The following is a 15674-nucleotide window of genomic DNA, read 5'->3' as shown; positions in this document are numbered from 1 at the left end:
TACACTTTACGTAAAATGTAAAATAGTTAGCGTGAAACAATGAAGGGATAAAAAGAAAAAGGGCAAAATAAAACCGGGCCGTTTGGCCCGGTTGATTACATTTGGCTCTGGAGATAGTCCAGCATCTGGTTGATTTCATCGCTGGTAAAGTTGCCCCGCCCTTGCTTCATGGCGTGCACCTTTTCCACTGAGAGGTGACTGGCAAAGGCCAGGTTAGTGTCGCTCACAGCGTGCTTGCTTTGAAATTCGATAATTGCATCCGAAAGTTCTTCTGGTTTCATTGATCTTCACTCCTTAATAACTTTATTTTACCATTTTTTTAAAAGCTAGTGAGGGAGCTTCAGATTTTTTTAGTAAAAGTTGGTGCTGATCTGGGTAACTGGCCAGTAGCGAAGGACTACCTTGCTTAAGATTGAGCTTCTGGAAACCGCGCCGAAGCGGCGTGAGTCGTTAGACACGTCCCGGTGGTCACCCATGACCCAGTACTGGTTCTTCTTCAGCTTGACCTTGAAGTTATTAGTATAAGTTACCCCAGCTAAGTGGTCGGCTTTTTGATATTTATTGTTTAAATACGGCTGGGCCGTCTTCTTGCCGTTGATGTAGAGGACGTCGTTTTTAGACTGGACCGTGTCACCAGGCAGGCCAATCAGGCGCTTGATGTACATGGCTCCTGGCTGGTTAGGCGCCTTGATGATGACAACATCGTTTCTCTTTGGCGTAAAGCGGCGGACGGCAATCAAGCGGTCACCATCTTCAAAGGTCGGCTGCATGGATGGGCCGGATACCACTTCATTGGCTAAGAAGAAGGAGAAGACTACATAGTAGACTGAGACGAAGACCAGGAACATGACCAAGACGTCCCGGAAAAACTTGCCCCAGCTCTCTTCTTCAGCTGCTTGCTTATTCTTTTTACTTGTCATTTTCTGTATTTTTTGCTCTCTCTGTCACACTCTGATGATTTGATCCCTTTGCTTGCCTCTTAATAGAAGCTGGTGCTGATCTGGGTAACTGGCCAGTAGCGCAGAACTACCTTGCTCAAGATCTTACTCCGCTTGACTGGGCCGAAGTAGCGGGAGTCCTTGGAAACGTCCCGGTGGTCACCCATGACCCAGTACTGGTTCTTCTTCAGCTTGATCTTAAAGTTGGTCGTGTAGTTGGTCCCGGCTAAGCGGTCAGCCTTCTTGTACTTGTTGTTAAGGTATGGCTGGGCCGTCTTCTTGCCGTTGATGTAGAGGACGTCATTCTTGGACTGGACCGTGTCACCTGGCAGGCCGATCACCCGCTTGATGTACATAGCGTTGGCCTGGTCTGGTGCCTTGATGATGACAACGTCGTTTCTCTTAGGGGTAAAACGGCGGACAGCGATCAAGCGGTCACCGTCTTCAAAGGTCGGCTGCATGGATGGGCCGGACACCACTTCATTGGCTAAGAAGAAGGAGAAGATCACATAATAGATTGAGACAAAGACCAGGAACATGACCAGGACGTCCCGGAAAAATTTGCCCCAGCTTTCTTCTTCAGCAGCTTGCGTATTCTTTTTCTTCATTGGATTAAAAATCTCCTTTACTGACTATTAACTTATTATAGCCTATTTTTTTGCAGGGGCGGCGTCTGGGCCGGCCTTTTTTAGCATCTCTTCAGAAAATGGAATGAGATTGCACTGGGCAGCGTTGTACTGGTAGTAGGCCAGGCGCTTTGGCGGGCAGCGGAAAATGTTCAGGAGCTCCTTGTCAGAATACTTCTGCTGGCTGATCAAGGAATAGATATAAGAGAGGCGGAGATTGGTCAAAGTGATCGGCATAGGGGAGAGGAGGTCCTTGTCGGCCTTGACCAGTTGCATGATATTGTTGGTGCTGGCGTATGCTTCGCCGGATCTGGAGGCAAAGATATAAGGATCCGGGTCCTTCTCAAATGAGAGTGTTCCAGTTAGGTAGTCAGTCATCTCAGCCAAATTGTCCTTTACATCGCTATAGCGAATTCCAAGGAGCTCCTTGGCCTGGTAGCCCAGGGCAAAAAGCTGCAGCAGCCAGAGAGTCAGCGGCTGCTTGACGTAGGGGATAAGGGCAGGCAAATGGTCTTGCCAGCCAATCACGTAGGTCTTCCGCCGCTCAAAAGAGTAGCCTTTGAGGTCCAGGAGCCGGTAGGTTGGGGTAATTCCGGCCAGGGCCAGGTAGTAGAAGTACTTTTTGATATAGGAGAGGTACTTGTTGACGGTCGTGACCTGCAGATTTTCTTTAGTCGACAACTGCTGCAGGTAGTCGCGGACGTTGCTGGCCGTGATTTCATTGACATCACTGGATGGAAAATTCACTTCAGCATAGGTAAAGAAGTGGTCCAAACAGTAATCGGCATTCTCAATTGACTTGGGGCTGAGCCTTTGCGGGCCCCGGCACCAATTTTCAAAGCCTTCTTGGTGAGGATACATGACGTGCTCCTTTCTATTTTGCCTTTATTTAAGCATCCTAATTGTTACTACAATAATTATAACACACTAACGCGGCTTCGCCGCGCCCAATAAAACCTCGTTAGCAAAAGGTCGAGTCTACTTTATTAAGATTGTCCTGTTCGATTGACTTCCCAGCAAAAAATCCAGTAAAATTGAAGCAAATTAGAGAAAAAGATGAAGAAAGATAGAACAAGGGGATAGTTTATATGGACAAGCATTTAAAGAAAACCGGGATAGCCGTCGCTTTATTATTAGCGACGCTGGGTCTTTCGGGTTACCAGCAGCAAAAAGTAGAAGCCGCATCAAGCAAGCGGGCTCTGCGGCCTACTTTTTTTATCCATGGCTATAGCTCTAGCATCAAGGCGGAAGAATTTTTGGCCAAAGAGGCTGTTAAGTCAGGTGCCTGCAAGCAAGTCATCAAGGCTGAAGTTGACACCCGTGGCCATGTCAGATTAAGTGAGAAACTGTCCAGAAAGGCTAAGAACCCATTGGTCCTGGTTGGCTTTAAAGACAATCGCAATCTCAACTACAATCGCGATGCCTGGTATGCCTACCAAGCAATCAGAGCAGTCAAAAGAAGCCAGAATTTCAAGCAGATGAACTTGATTGGCCACTCAATGGGGAACACGACAATCAGCTACATGCTGATCAACTACGGACAAAAGAAGTCCTTCCCAAAGCTTAAGCGGATGGTCAGCATTGCCGGCCACTACAATGGAGTGCGCGGGCAGGGACTGAAAACTTCAAAAGACAGAAAGAATGGCCGCCCATATAAATTGAGCAGAAATTACCGCCATTTACTGGTCTTGCGGAAGATTTTCCCTAAGGCCCGGGTACTGAACATCTACGGTGATTTGGAAGACGGCAGTCACTCAGATGGTCGGATCAACAATTCTTCAACCCTGTCCATGCGCTACTTGGTTAAAGCTAGAGCAAAAAGCTACCGGGAAAAGAAATTTACCGGCCCAATGGCTCAACACAGCCGCTTGCGGGAGAACCCGAAGGTCTTGAAGACAGTGGTTAAGTTTCTTTGGCCAAATAAGTAAGAATGCAGAGTTGAAATCGTATTTTTAGGTAACTAAGATGAAAGAACAAATTCTAGATTTCTGCCAGTTGTTCTACGCTGTGTTCAGCATGATTGTTTACGGCAACTTGTGGCTGAACCCGGGCAATTTTCTTTTCCGCGTTCTCTTCACCTTGATGTTTGCCTATTCAGCCTATCTGCTGGTCCTCTCTAGCAAAAAGATTTGGCAAAAAATTCAAAATAAGAAATGACCTGTGATTAATCTCCAGTGCTAAACTGAAACTGTAGCTTAATAGAAAATAGGTGAAAAAATGACGACAGAAAAAGAAAAGATGCTGGCAGGCCAGGTCTACAATCCTGGCCAAGACGAAGGCTTGATGGCAGAACTGGCTGCCTGCAAGGCCAAGTGCCTCCGCTACAACCAATTGACGGCTGGAGCTGAAAGAAGGGAGCTCTTAAAGGAAATCCTCGGGCAAACTGGTGAAAACTGCCATATTGAACCAAACTTTTGGTGCGACTATGGCTGGAATATCAAGGTTGGCGAAAACTTCTACGCCAACCACAACTTGACTGTCCTGGATGCCGGCGGGGTGACTTTTGGCGACAATGTATTCATCGGCCCTGACTGCGGCTTCTACACTTCCGGCCACCCGCTAGACGTGGAAAGAAGAAAGGCCGGCCTGGAATATGCCTATCCGATTACTGTCGGGAACAATGTCTGGATCGGCGGGGGAGTCCGGGTGGTGCCAGGCATCTCAATCGGTGACAATTCCGTTATCGGGGCTGGCAGCGTCGTGGTCAAAGATATCCCGGCCAACTGCGTGGCTGCCGGTAATCCTTGCCGGGTCATCCGGGAAATTACTGAAGATGACGCGACCAGTGACTTGAACTGGAAGAAGTAAGAGATAAGAATAATCGGTAAAAACTAAATTCAGTCAGTACAAGTAAATAGCAGCAAATGACTCTTTGTAAACAGCAAAGAGTCATTTTTTGTTTACTAAAAATATTTTTGGTAAAATACCTTGATTTGTTTAGTAAACAAGTCTATACTGTAAGCGTAAACAAGTTAAAGATCCAAAGGAGAAAATCATGAAGAAAAAGCTTGTCTCACGCTTGTCGTACGCGGCCGGTGCCTTTGGCAACGACGTCTTCTACGCGACTCTGTCAACCTACTTTATCGTTTTCGTCACCACCCACCTCTTTAATGCCGGTGACCACAAGATGATCTTTATCATCACCAACTTGATCGCGGCTATCCGGATCGGAGAAGTCCTGATCGACCCCTTGATCGGGAACGCAATCGACCGTACTGAAAGCCGGTGGGGAAAGTTCAAGCCCTGGGTTGTGGGCGGGGGGATCATCAGCTCCCTGGCCCTCCTGGCCCTATTTACCGACTTTGGGGGACTCAACCAAAGCAATCCTGTTGTTTACTTAGTAATCTTCGGCATTGTTTACTTAATCATGGACGTCTTTTACTCTTTTAAGGACACTGGCTTCTGGGCCATGATCCCGGCTTTGTCCCTGGATTCCCGGGAAAGAGAGAAGACCTCTACTTTCGCCAGAGTCGGCTCTACTATCGGGGCTAACCTAGTCGGGGTGGTCATCACTCCAATCGTCCTCTTCTTTTCGGCTAGCAAGGCCAACCCCAACGGGGACAAGCAGGGCTGGTTCTTCTTTGCCTTGATTGTTGCCACAATCGGGATTCTGACCTCAATTGCCGTTGGCCTGGGCACGCATGAAGTTAAATCAGCTCTGCGGGAAAGCAAGGAGAAGACGACTTTGAAGCAGGTCTTCAAGGTCCTGGGGCAGAACGACCAGCTCCTCTGGCTGGCCTTTGCCTACTGGTTCTACGGCTTGGGCGTCAACACCTTGAACGCTCTTCAGCTTTACTACTTCTCATACATCCTGGGCGATGCCCATGGCTACAGCCTCTTGTACACCATCAACACCTTCGTCGGCCTGGTTTCTGTTTCCTTCTTCCCATCACTGGCCAAGAAGTTTAACAGAAAGCGCCTCTTCTACGCCTGCATTGCGGTAATGCTTTTAGGGATCGGCATCTTCTCAGTTGCCAGTGGTTCCCTGGCCTTGTCCCTGGTTGGCGCTGAACTCTTCTTTATTCCGCAGCCTCTGGCCTTCCTGGTCGTTTTGATGATCATCTCTGACGCCGTTGAATACGGGCAGCTGAAGACAGGCCACAGAGACGAAGCCTTGACCCTGTCTGTCCGGCCTCTGGTCGACAAGTTAGGCGGGGCACTGTCCAACTGGTTCGTTTCCTTGATCGCCGTTACTGCCGGCATGACTACTGGCGCAACTGCTTCAACCATCACCGCTCATGGTCAGACAGTTTTCAAGCTTGCCATGTTTGCCTTCCCGGCTGCCATGCTCTTGATAGCAGTTTTGATTTTTGCAAAAAAGGTCCTCTTGACCGAAGAAAAGCACGCAGAAATTGTTGACCAGCTGGAAGCCCAGTTCAGCCGAAGCCATGCTCAAAAGCCGGCGCAAGCTGAAAGCTTCACCCTGGCTAGTCCCTTGTCCGGTCAGTTGATGAACCTGGACATGGTAAACGACCCGGTCTTTTCAAAGAAAAAATTAGGCGACGGTTTTGCCCTGGTGCCAGAAGACGGGAAAGTCTACGCGCCATTTGCCGGTACTGTCCGCCAGCTGGCTAAGACCCGGCATTCCATTGTTTTAGAAAATGAACACGGGGTCTTGGTCTTAATCCATATTGGCCTGGGTACGGTCAAATTAAACGGGACTGGCTTTGTCAGCTACGTTGAAGAAGGAAGTCAAGTTGCTGCTGGCCAGGAAATCCTGGAATTCTGGGACCCGGTCATCAAGCAGGCCAAGCTGGATGACACGGTTGTCGTGACCATCATCAACAGTGAAACTTTCGCAAATAGCCAGCTGCTCTTGCCAATTGGCCACAGCGTCAAGGCTCTGGACGATGTATTTAAGTTAGAAGGGAAGAAATAGAGAATGAACAATAAGCAAGCAAAAAGAGTTGACCAGGCAGACCTGGCCTGGCTGACTGACCCGGAAGTCTATGAAGTTAATGCAATTCCTCCGCACTCAGACCATGAGTCCTTCCAAAGCCTGGAAGAATTAGAGGAGGGCAAGTCCAGTTTAGTTCAGTCCCTGGACGGGGACTGGCTGATCGACTACGCTGAAAACGGCCAGGGACCAGTCAACTTCTATGAAGAAGGCTTTGACGACAGCAATTTTAAGTCTGTCAAAGTACCAGGCAACCTGGAATTGCAAGGCTTTGGCCAGCCGCAGTACGTTAACATCCAATACCCATGGGATGGCAGTGAAGAGATCTTCCCGCCGCAAGTTCCAAGCAAAAATCCTCTTGCTTCTTATGTCAAATACTTTGACCTGGATGAAGCCTTCTGGGACAAGGAAGTCAGCTTGAAGTTCGATGGGGCGGCAACAGCCATCTATGTCTGGTTGAACGGCCACTTCGTTGGCTACGGGGAAGACTCCTTTACCCCTAGCGAATTCATGGTCACCAAGTTCCTCAAGAAGGAAAATAACCGCCTGGCTGTAGCTCTTTACAAGTATTCTTCCGCTTCCTGGCTGGAAGACCAAGACTTCTGGCGCCTGTCTGGAATTTTTAGATCAGTTACCCTCGAGGCTAAACCAATTCTGCACTTGCAAGATTTGAAACTGACTGCCAGCTTGACGAATGACTACCAAAAGGGGAGTTTGCAGGTCGAAGCTGATATTGCCTACCGGCTGCCAAATGCCAGCTTTAAGCTGGAACTGCGGGACAGCAGAGCTGACCTGGTGGCTGAAAAAGTTGGTCCGATCAGAAGCGGAAAGCTGGAATTTACCTTAACTGATTTGCCGGTCAAGCCTTGGAGCGCGGAAGAGCCAAACCTTTACCAGGTCCGCTTGTCCCTTTATCAACTAGGCAGTTTGCTGGAAGTCAGCCGGCAGGATGTTGGCTTCCGCAATTTTGAATTAAAAGACGGGATCATGTACCTCAATGGCCGGCGGATCATCTTCAAGGGAGTCAACCGGCATGAGTTCGACAGCAAGTTGGGCCGGGCCATCACTAAAGAAGACATGATCTGGGACATCAAGACCATGAAGCAAAACAATATCAATGCCGTCCGCTGCTCTCACTACCCGAACCAGTCTCTCTTTTACCGTTTGTGCGATAAATACGGTCTTTACGTTATCGACGAGGCCAACTTGGAAAGCCATGGCACCTGGGAAAAGGTCGGCCACGAAGATCCAAGCTTCAACGTGCCGGGTGACGACCAGCGCTGGCTTGGAGCCAGCCTGTCCCGGGTAAAGAATATGATCGCCCGGGACAAGAATCATGCTTCAATCTTGATCTGGTCTTTAGGCAACGAATCATACGCCGGCACCGTCTTTGCCCAAATGGCTGACTATGTCAGAAAGGCTGATCCGACTCGGGTCCAGCACTATGAAGGGGTAACCCACAACCGGAAGTTTGATGACGCGACCCAGATCGAAAGCCGGATGTACGCTCCTGCCAAGGTGATTGAAGAATACCTGACAAAGAAGCCAGCCAAGCCGTTTATTTCAGTTGAATACGCCCACGCCATGGGGAATTCAGTTGGCGACTTAGCTGCCTACACGGCCCTGGAAAAGTACCCGCACTACCAGGGCGGCTTTATCTGGGACTGGATCGACCAGGGCTTGGAGAAAGACGGTCACCTTCTTTACGGGGGAGACTTCGATGACCGGCCGACTGATTATGAATTCTGCGGGGACGGCCTGGTTTTTGCTGACCGGACTCAGTCGCCGAAACTGGCCAATGTCAAGGCTCTCTATGCCAACCTCAAGTTAGAAGTAAAGGATGGGCAGCTCTTCCTCAAAAACGACAATTTATTTACCAACAGCTCAGCCTATTACTTCTTGACCAGCCTCTTGGTTGACGGTAAATTGACCTACCAGAGCCGGCCTCTGACCTTTGGCCTGGAACCAGGTGAGTCTGGCACCTTCGCTTTGCCTTGGCCGGAAGTTGCAGATGAAAAAGGGGAGATCGTCTACCAAGTAACAGCCCACATAAAAGAAGACCTGCCATGGGCACCAGAAGGCTTCACGGTAGCTGAAACAGAAGAAGCAGCTGAGAAACTGCCGGAATTCAAGCCAGAAGGGCGGCCGGAATTAGTTGATTCTGACTTCAACCTGGGCCTTAAGGGGAAAGACTTTAAGATCCTCTTCTCTAAGGCCAAAGGCTGGCCGGTTTCCATCAAGTATGCCGGCCGGGAATACTTGAAGCGGCTGCCAGAATTTACCTTCTGGCGGGCACTGACTGACAACGACCGGGGAGCTGGCTACGGCTATGACCTAGCTAAGTGGGAAAATGCCGGCAAGTATGCCCGCTTGAAAGATATTGGCTACGAGATCAAGGAAAACTCTGTTTTAGTTAAGACATCCTTCTCACTTCCAGTTGCCTTAAAGGGCGACTTGACTGTGACTTACGAAGTAGACGGCCAGGGCAAGATTGCAGTCACCGCAGACTTCCCGGGAGCAGAAGAAGCTGGCCATTTGCCAGCCTTTGGTCTGAACTTTGCCCTGCCAAAAGAACTCAGCGCTTACCGCTACTATGGCCTGGGGCCAGGCGAAAGCTACGCTGACCGCTTGGAAGGCAATTATCTTGGCATTTACCAGGGAACAGTTAAAAAGAACTTCACTCCATATCTGTGCCCGCAAGAAGCCGGCAACCGGAGCCAGGTCCGCTGGTACCAGCTCTTTGATGAAAAGGGCGGCTTGGAATTTACTGCTAACGGGGCAGATTTAAACCTGTCTGCTTTACCATATTCTGTAGCACAAATTGAAGCAGCTGATCATGCCTTTGAACTGACTAATAGTTACACCTGGGTCAGAGCTTTAGCGTCCCAGATGGGGGTCGGCGGGGATGACTCATGGGGGCAGAAGGTTCACCCAGAGTTCTGCCTGGATGCCCGGCAAGCCCGCCAGCTCCGTTTGGTAATTCAGCCCCTTTTTACTGAATGACATGCTACAATTAACTTAACAGCATGAAATTTTAGTAAAAGTAAAGCGAGTGAAGAAGATGGCAACAATCAGAGAAGTGGCCAAGGCAGCCGGCGTATCGCCAGCAACGGTTTCCCGGGTCTTGAACTATGACCAGACCTTGTCGGTCAATGAGGCAACGCGGCAGAAGATATTTGAGACCGCTGAAGCCATGCACTACCATAAGAGCCGTAAGACCAGAAAGAGCAAGCAAAAGCGCCTGGCTATCTGCCTCTGGTGTGACCAGGAGCAGGAGATCAAGGACCTTTATTACTACTCAATCAGAAGCAGCGCGGAAGCTGAAGCCAAGAAGCAGGGCCTGCAGAGCCAAGTCGTTTACGTGGGCGATCCTTTGCCCGATCCGGCTGCTTTAAGCGGGATCATCATGATTGGTTACCAGCAGTATCCAGCCAGCCGCTTAAGAGAAGTCCAAAAGACAGGCCTGCCCCTGGTCTTTGTCGATACGGACACCTTGAAACTAGGCTATTGCTCAGTTGTTGCCGATTTTGACCAGGCCATGCAGGAGGCTTTAGAAGTTTTTTGGCGGCAGGGCAAGGAGCGGATCGCTCTCTTAGATGGTGATTTAGACAGTAATTTTGACAAAAATAACTTGATCGACTTCCGCTTCCGCGACTATAAGAAGAGCCTCAAAGCCCGGGAGCAATATGACTCGGACCTGGTTTACGTAGGAAACTTCACCCCTCAGTCTGGCTATGAAGCCATTAAAGAAGCCCTTAAGTCCGGATCTTTCCCTGAAGCCTTGATCGCTGCCAATGATGCTATGGCTATCGGGGCCTTGAAGGCTTTTAAAGAGGCCGGGATCAAAGTGCCAGAAGAGGTTAGTCTGATTTCCTTTAATGACACAACTGCCGCCGAATTTGCCAACCCTGCCTTGACCAGTGTGCATGTTGAAACCCAGCAGATGGGCCGGGCCAGCGTCAAGGTCATGAAAGACCTGCTGGAAGATGATGAGGCAGGTATTTATAAGGTCACTTTCCCAACTAAACTCGTTTACCGGGAGTCCTGCCCAAGAGAATAGGGCATAATGACAGCAAAGAAATAGCTTGGAGATCAATTTTCTCCAAGCTATTTTTCGTATATATTATGGCTGCATTCTGTTGATCATTCTTGGGAATGGAATAGCTTCACGAACGTGGTCCAGCTTGCAGATCCAGGCGATAACCCGTTCAAAGCCCATCCCGAAGCCTGAGTGCGGCACGCTGCCGTACTTTCTCAAGTCCAGGTACCAGGAGTAGTCATCCAGGTTGAGGCCTGCTTCTTCTATTTGCGCCTTCAAGGTGTCGTAGTCAGCTTCACGTTCTGACCCGCCCATAATTTCCCCGTAGCCTTCTGGCGCTTCCACGTCGGCACAGAGGTAAGTCAATGGGTTTTCCGGGTTCTTCTTCATGTAGAATGGCTTGATTGCTACCGGGTAGTTGACGATGAAGAATGGCCGGTCGAATTGTTCTGACAGGAAGGCTTCGTCTGGCGCGCCGAAGTCGTCGCCCCACTTGAAGTCCTTGCCGGCTTCTTGCAGCATCTTGACCGCGTCATCGTAGGACAGGCGGGTGTAGTTGCCCTCTGCGGCTGGGCGCAGCTTGTCAAGGTCCCGGCCCAGGATACTTAATTCGTATTCACAGTGCTCCAGGACTTGGCCAACTACGTAAGACAGGAAGCGCTCTTGCAGGTCCAGGGATTCATCTTGGTGCATCCAGGCCATTTCCGGTTCCATCATCCAGAATTCAGTCAAGTGCCGGCGGGTCTTGGAAGCTTCTGCCCGGAAGGTTGGCCCAAAGGTAAAGATCTTGCCGAAGGCTTCTGCCCCGACTTCCCCGTAGAGCTGGCCGGATTGTGACAGGTAAGCATCGTGGTCGAAGTAGTCAATGTGGAAGAGTTCCGTGGTCCCTTCTGGTGCTGAGTGCATCAACAAGGGAGCATCAAACTTCACGAAGCCTTCGTTTTCAAAGAAGTCGACCGTGGCCTTGAAGATCCGGTTTCTGATCTGCATGATGGCAAATGGCCGCCGGCTTCTCAGCCAGAGGTGACGGTGGTCCAAAAGGAAGTCGATCCCGTGTTCCTTGTTGGTGATCGGGTAGCCTTCGTTGTTGGAAACAACTTCCAGGTCGCTGATCTGGATTTCGTAGCCAAAGTGGGACCGGGCGTCTTCATGGATGGTCCCAGTGATGTAGAAGGAAGCTTCCTGGCGCAGGCCCTTAGCTGCTTCAAAAACTTCCTCGCTGACATTGTTCTTGCGGACAACGCCTTGGAAGAAAGCCGTACCGTCTCTTAATTGCAGGAAGACGATCTTCCCGCTGGACCGCTTGTCAGTCAGCCAGACATGCATTCTGACTTCTTCATCTACGTGCTTGCTTGATTCTCTGATTGAAATCAATTCTGTCATGTTTATCTCTTTACCTCGGTATTTTGTTTGTATAGTTTGTTGTTTTTGTGTTGATTCTTTTACAGAAGCTGGATTCTCGCTGCCTGGCATTTTTCTACGATGTCGTCAGGCCAGATGCTGGCTTGGACTTCACCGATGTGGGCCTTGCCCAAAAGCAGCATGCAAAGTCTTGACTGGCCGATCCCCCCGCCGATTGAGTAAGGAAGCTCACCCTTAAGTAGTTCCTGGTGGAAAGGCAGAGCCAACCGGTCTTCAGCACCGGCAAGCTTCAATTGCTCTTTCAAGCGGTCTTCATCAACCCGGATGCCCATGCTGGAGACTTCAAAGGCCCGTTGCAGCGGTTCGTACCAGAAGAGCAGGTCACCGTTTAAAGTCCAGTCATCGTAGTCTGGTGCCCGGAGGTCATGCGGCTTCTTGGAAAGCGGGAGGACGCCGCCGATGTGTTCCAAAAAGACTGCTCCCTTTTCCTGGCAGATCTTGTCTTCCCGCTCGCTTGGAGTCAAGGATGGCCAGCGGGCTTCCAGTTCTTCGCTGGTTACGAAGCTGATTTCTTCTGGCAGGTGGTAGGCGGCTTGCGGGTAGAGGGCACGGACGTGGTATTCCATCCCCTTGATGGTTTCGAAAATCCGCTGAACCGTTTGGCGGAGGGTTGCTTCAGTCCGTTCGCTCTTGTCGATGACCTTTTCCCAGTCCCATTGGTCAACGTAAACTGAGTGGAGGTTGTCCAAGACTTCCTCGTCTTTTCTAATGGCGTTCATGTTGGTGAAGAGACCTTCGCCGCGCTTGAAGCCGTATTGCTTGAGGGCCCAGCGCTTCCACTTGGCCAGGGAGTGGACGATCTGCAATTCGCCTTCATCCCCGTCATGCAAGGTAAAGGAAACGGGCTTTTCCCAGCCAGAGAGGTTGTCGTTTAAGCCGGAAGACTTTTTGACAAACATGGGAGCGGAAATTCTTTCCAGATTCATCGCGGTCCCAAATTCAGTCTGGAAGGTTTCCCGGATGTAGCGGATTGCCTTTTCCGTTTCGCGGATGGTCATTTTCGGATCGTAATCACTTGGAATAACTAATTTAGCCATATCTTTTGCCTCTGCTAAAAATCTAATACTTGTCAAAGGGCATAAAAAGAGCCTTTCATCCCCAAAAACTACAGGGACGAAAGGCTTCTTTCCGCGGTACCACCCACCTTGTTCTAAACGAACCACTTCGAGCACTAACATGCTCTAGCAGGGTAACGTCCTGCAGGCGGCACGGCTTACTGCGACTTCAGCCGGCGATCTGGAAAAAGTGTTATTCAAAAAGCCAGGGTCTGTTGCCTTTCCACCAGCCGGCAACTCTCTAAAAGATTGTGCTTTCCTACTCGTCTTCTTCATCTTTGCGTTATTTGATTAAGTAAAATTCTAATACGGATTTAATTTTTGTCAAGATCAAAGGCAAAAAAATTATTTTTTAAAGAGCAAGCCCTTTTTCTTGAGCAAGTAGACAGCGGCGGCAATGACCACGAAGGTGAGCAAAATGATCATGCTGAGGCCTTCAAATTCCTGGACGACTTGCTGGTAGGCGCTGCCGGCAAAGCGGCCAGCGTAGATCAAGACCGTGTTCCAAATTGCCGTGCCCAGGATGGTGTAGAAGCTGAAGCTGATCAGCGAGAACCGGCTCATGCCGGCAGGCAGGGAAATCAGGCTGCGGACGACGGGAATAAAGCGACCGAAGAAGGTGGCTGTGCGGCCATGGGCATTGAAATAGGATTCGGTCTTGGCAATTTTTTCTGGGGAAAGGCCGAAGCGGCGGCCTAGTTTGCTGGCGGCAAAACGGGAAAGGCGGTCTTGATCAAAGAAGCTGCCGATCCAGTAAAGGACGATCGCGCCGATGAAGGCACCGATTGTGGAGGCAACGATCGCGCCAGGGATGGACAGGTTGGCCGACAGGGTCAGGAAACCCGTAAAGGTCAGGATCAATTCGGAAGGGATTGGGGGAAAAATATTTTCAGCTGCAATCAACAAGGCAACGGCGACATAGCCATAGTTTTGAATCAGCTGCGTGATTGTCTCGTTCATGAGTTGTTCTACCTCTAATCTATTCTATCTGTACTTTCGTAAATCCAGAATAACAAAATAAAGGGTGGAAGAGGGGATTTGCCCGGCATCTTTAAGAGATAATTTGGAATTGCTTTACAAGTATTTAACTTTACTTTTTTAAGCACACAACAGAATTTGTTGAAGCTTTTTTAGTCTTTTGCTTAAGAAAAACAAGAAAAGAAATTAAACAATTTTTATGCACAATTTTGGGAGATTGTCTGTTATAATCGTTTCAACGCATTAAGGAATTGCCTTATAGAAATAAAGAAAAGAAGCTTACAAGCTGTTTTTTCTGACTAAAGGCGAATCTTGATGCCAGGAAAATTGAATATCATTCGTACTATACTATGTCATTAAATTTATTCAAGGAGAGGTAAATATGACTAACGTAACTATCGAACAAGCAGTTAAGGGCTATCTTGTATTCTCAGCTAAGGAAGGCAAGCTCTTCCGTGAAGGCCGCAGCTACCTGGCAGGCAAGACCTACCACAACCGCTACCTGGCTATCTACGAAAAGCTGGAAGACGCTGTTGTCAACGCCAGCCAATACCCAAGCCAAGAAGGCATCACCATTTACGAAGTAAGTGGCTGGGGTCAAGTAACTGACTTTGGCAAGAGCAAGGTTACTGAATGGCTGAAGCTGGACCAAATCGTAGCTAAGAAGGAATGGGTTGCTCTCTTGGGCAAGCACACTAACTCAAACTACGCAAGCCTGCGGATCCTGGCAGCCAAGCTGAGCAAAGACGCAGCTGTATTGAAGAAGCTCGCACAAGACAAGAACCAGCAAGTTCGCAGCGCCGTAGCTAAGAACGTCAACACTCCAGCTTTGGTTCTGGCTAAGTTGGGCGTGGCTGCTGAAGTTAATGCTATGGCTATCTAAAGGCTGACAATTTTTACAAAGAAATAAACGAGGCGCGTTCTCTGGATATCAGAGGCGTGCTTTTTGCATTCAAGGAGAAAAAGCATTGAAATTCGACCAAGCAAGAGCAGAAGATTTAGGCAGAATCGTGGAAATCGAAAGAGCTGGTTTCAATGAGGCAGAAGCCGGAAGTCCCGCTCAGTACAAAGAGAGAATTCAGAAATTTACCGGGAGCTTTTTGGTAGCCAGAAATTTGAAAGATGAAGTTATTGGCTTCATTACCGGCCCAGTCGTTGCTAGCAAGTACGACTACATTGAAGATTGGATGTATGAGAAAGAAACGGAAAGTCTGCCGGGACTTGGCGGCAACCAGATGGTTTTGACTATTGCTGTTCACCCGGATTACCGGGGGCAAGGGATCGGCAGCCAGCTTTTGGCCAGATTCGCGGAAACCGCTAAGGAAATGAAGCGGGGGCGGATCGCCTTGACCTGCCTGGAGGACCGAGTGCCTTTTTACGAAAAGAATGGCTACGTCAACCATGGGCAAGCTGAGTCAGAGCATGCCGGGGAAATCTGGTACAACATGATTAAAGAGATTGAAGGCTAATGTGCCAAAGCGGCAGGGCAATTCCATCAAGTGAGGCGGCTTAAAGGAAAACGAGCTGCCGATGTGGATCGCTGAAATGGATTTTAAGATCGCGCCGGAAATCCTGGCCAGCATGGAAGAATTGGTAATCGACGGGATGCAAAGGCTGAAGCAGGGCGTACTTAACCTAAATAACTAAATGGTGAAATGCTGGTAGAACGGGGATTGAAAGACAAAGCCTGTAGCTTGCGAGACAAACTGTGTTGAACGT

The 15674-nt window shown here is 49.3% G+C and carries 15 protein-coding genes and 1 pseudogene; 9 read left to right on the top strand and 7 right to left on the bottom strand.

Annotation, left to right across the window (positions count from 1 at the left end):
- Nucleotides 1-95: 95 nt before the first annotated feature.
- From ACYVUT_RS06075 to ACYVUT_RS06060, 4 genes are all read right to left on the bottom strand, one after another.
- A complete protein-coding gene (locus ACYVUT_RS06075; RefSeq protein WP_439774892.1) occupies nucleotides 96-281 on the bottom strand; it encodes an LBP_cg2779 family protein in 186 nt (61 codons plus the stop codon).
- 69 nt (nucleotides 282-350) lie between these two features.
- Nucleotides 351-920: a signal peptidase I gene (gene lepB / locus ACYVUT_RS06070; RefSeq protein WP_439774891.1), complete on the bottom strand. Its 570-nt coding sequence runs from the start codon at nucleotides 918-920 to the stop codon at nucleotides 351-353.
- Nucleotides 921-979: 59 nt separating this feature from the next.
- Nucleotides 980-1546 carry a signal peptidase I gene (gene lepB, locus ACYVUT_RS06065; protein WP_484501678.1) on the bottom strand — a complete coding sequence of 189 codons (567 nt, stop codon included), beginning with the start codon at nucleotides 1544-1546 and terminating at the stop codon, nucleotides 980-982.
- Nucleotides 1547-1588: 42 nt separating this feature from the next.
- Nucleotides 1589-2425 (bottom strand): site-specific integrase, encoded by an 837-nt coding sequence (locus ACYVUT_RS06060; protein ID WP_484501677.1) that lies wholly within the window; start codon nucleotides 2423-2425, stop codon nucleotides 1589-1591.
- Between the two features lie 227 nt (nucleotides 2426-2652).
- Here ACYVUT_RS06060 and ACYVUT_RS06055 point away from each other — a divergent pair, with 227 nt between their 5' ends.
- The 6 genes from ACYVUT_RS06055 to ACYVUT_RS06030 all read left to right on the top strand — a co-directional run bounded on the left by ACYVUT_RS06055 (nucleotide 2653) and on the right by ACYVUT_RS06030 (nucleotide 10521).
- Nucleotides 2653-3492 (top strand): alpha/beta hydrolase, encoded by an 840-nt coding sequence (locus tag ACYVUT_RS06055; protein ID WP_484501676.1) that lies wholly within the window; start codon nucleotides 2653-2655, stop codon nucleotides 3490-3492.
- 37 nt (nucleotides 3493-3529) lie between these two features.
- Nucleotides 3530-3721: a hypothetical protein gene (locus ACYVUT_RS06050; RefSeq protein ID WP_439774888.1), complete on the top strand. Its 192-nt coding sequence runs from the start codon at nucleotides 3530-3532 to the stop codon at nucleotides 3719-3721.
- A 60-nt stretch (nucleotides 3722-3781) separates the two neighbouring features.
- Nucleotides 3782-4372 carry a sugar O-acetyltransferase gene (locus tag ACYVUT_RS06045; protein WP_484500304.1) on the top strand — a complete coding sequence of 197 codons (591 nt, stop codon included), beginning with the start codon at nucleotides 3782-3784 and terminating at the stop codon, nucleotides 4370-4372.
- A gap of 187 nt (nucleotides 4373-4559) precedes the next feature.
- Entirely contained in the window at nucleotides 4560-6443 is a 1884-nt protein-coding gene (locus tag ACYVUT_RS06040; protein WP_484501675.1) for a sugar MFS transporter, read from the top strand.
- A 3-nt stretch (nucleotides 6444-6446) separates the two neighbouring features.
- Nucleotides 6447-9464 (top strand): beta-galactosidase, LacZ type, encoded by a 3018-nt coding sequence (lacZ, locus tag ACYVUT_RS06035; protein WP_484501674.1) that lies wholly within the window; start codon nucleotides 6447-6449, stop codon nucleotides 9462-9464.
- Between the two features lie 49 nt (nucleotides 9465-9513).
- A complete protein-coding gene (locus ACYVUT_RS06030) occupies nucleotides 9514-10521 on the top strand; it encodes a LacI family DNA-binding transcriptional regulator (RefSeq protein ID WP_439774884.1) in 1008 nt (335 codons plus the stop codon).
- A 63-nt stretch (nucleotides 10522-10584) separates the two neighbouring features.
- Here the strand turns inward: ACYVUT_RS06030 and asnS are convergent, their stop codons facing one another.
- The 3 genes from asnS to ACYVUT_RS06015 all read right to left on the bottom strand — a co-directional run bounded on the left by asnS (nucleotide 10585) and on the right by ACYVUT_RS06015 (nucleotide 13937).
- The gene (gene asnS, locus ACYVUT_RS06025) at nucleotides 10585-11883 is read right to left on the bottom strand and encodes an asparagine--tRNA ligase (RefSeq protein ID WP_484500301.1); all 1299 of its coding nucleotides are present in this window, start codon (nucleotides 11881-11883) and stop codon (nucleotides 10585-10587) included.
- A 59-nt stretch (nucleotides 11884-11942) separates the two neighbouring features.
- Nucleotides 11943-12959, bottom strand: coding sequence for an aspartate--ammonia ligase (gene asnA, locus ACYVUT_RS06020; protein ID WP_484500300.1), 1017 nt, complete (start codon nucleotides 12957-12959; stop codon nucleotides 11943-11945).
- 363 nt (nucleotides 12960-13322) lie between these two features.
- Nucleotides 13323-13937, bottom strand: coding sequence for a DedA family protein (locus ACYVUT_RS06015; RefSeq protein WP_484500299.1), 615 nt, complete (start codon nucleotides 13935-13937; stop codon nucleotides 13323-13325).
- Between the two features lie 400 nt (nucleotides 13938-14337).
- On the opposite strand from ACYVUT_RS06015, the gene ACYVUT_RS06010 reads away from it, so the two are divergent.
- The 3 genes and pseudogenes from ACYVUT_RS06010 to ACYVUT_RS06000 all read left to right on the top strand — a co-directional run.
- On the top strand, nucleotides 14338-14838 hold the full coding sequence (locus tag ACYVUT_RS06010) for a hypothetical protein (protein ID WP_484501673.1): 501 nt from the start codon (nucleotides 14338-14340) through the stop codon (nucleotides 14836-14838).
- A gap of 85 nt (nucleotides 14839-14923) precedes the next feature.
- Complete coding sequence (locus ACYVUT_RS06005; protein WP_439774649.1) at nucleotides 14924-15424, top strand: GNAT family N-acetyltransferase; 501 nt, start codon at nucleotides 14924-14926, stop codon at nucleotides 15422-15424.
- A pseudogene (locus tag ACYVUT_RS06000) lies at nucleotides 15414-15545 on the top strand (plastocyanin); the annotation flags it as partial. The gene ACYVUT_RS06005 and the pseudogene ACYVUT_RS06000, both read left to right, overlap by 11 nt.
- Nucleotides 15546-15674 lie beyond the last annotated feature (129 nt).

The organism is Lactobacillus sp. WILCCON 0059, from assembly GCF_057197985.1.
The sequence above is the reverse complement of the archived record's forward strand: the minus strand, read 5'-3'. Positions and strand labels throughout refer to the sequence as shown.

Bases quoted from the DNA above. Each gene is read 5' to 3' on its own strand.
- asnS (WP_484500301.1), bottom strand. From the start codon at position 11,883: ATGACAGAATTGATTTCAATCAGAGAATCAAGCAAGCACGTAGATGAA.
- ACYVUT_RS06045 (WP_484500304.1), top strand. From the start codon at position 3,782: ATGACGACAGAAAAAGAAAAGATGCTGGCAGGCCAGGTCTACAATCCT.
- lepB (WP_439774891.1), bottom strand. From the start codon at position 920: ATGACAAGTAAAAAGAATAAGCAAGCAGCTGAAGAAGAGAGCTGGGGC.
- ACYVUT_RS06040 (WP_484501675.1), top strand. From the start codon at position 4,560: ATGAAGAAAAAGCTTGTCTCACGCTTGTCGTACGCGGCCGGTGCCTTT.
- ACYVUT_RS06050 (WP_439774888.1), top strand. From the start codon at position 3,530: ATGAAAGAACAAATTCTAGATTTCTGCCAGTTGTTCTACGCTGTGTTC.
- ACYVUT_RS06015 (WP_484500299.1), bottom strand. From the start codon at position 13,937: ATGAACGAGACAATCACGCAGCTGATTCAAAACTATGGCTATGTCGCC.
- ACYVUT_RS06010 (WP_484501673.1), top strand. From the start codon at position 14,338: ATGACTAACGTAACTATCGAACAAGCAGTTAAGGGCTATCTTGTATTC.
- lacZ (WP_484501674.1), top strand. From the start codon at position 6,447: ATGAACAATAAGCAAGCAAAAAGAGTTGACCAGGCAGACCTGGCCTGG.
- asnA (WP_484500300.1), bottom strand. From the start codon at position 12,959: ATGGCTAAATTAGTTATTCCAAGTGATTACGATCCGAAAATGACCATC.
- lepB (WP_484501678.1), bottom strand. From the start codon at position 1,546: ATGAAGAAAAAGAATACGCAAGCTGCTGAAGAAGAAAGCTGGGGCAAA.
- ACYVUT_RS06055 (WP_484501676.1), top strand. From the start codon at position 2,653: ATGGACAAGCATTTAAAGAAAACCGGGATAGCCGTCGCTTTATTATTA.
- ACYVUT_RS06075 (WP_439774892.1), bottom strand. From the start codon at position 281: ATGAAACCAGAAGAACTTTCGGATGCAATTATCGAATTTCAAAGCAAG.
- ACYVUT_RS06060 (WP_484501677.1), bottom strand. From the start codon at position 2,425: ATGTATCCTCACCAAGAAGGCTTTGAAAATTGGTGCCGGGGCCCGCAA.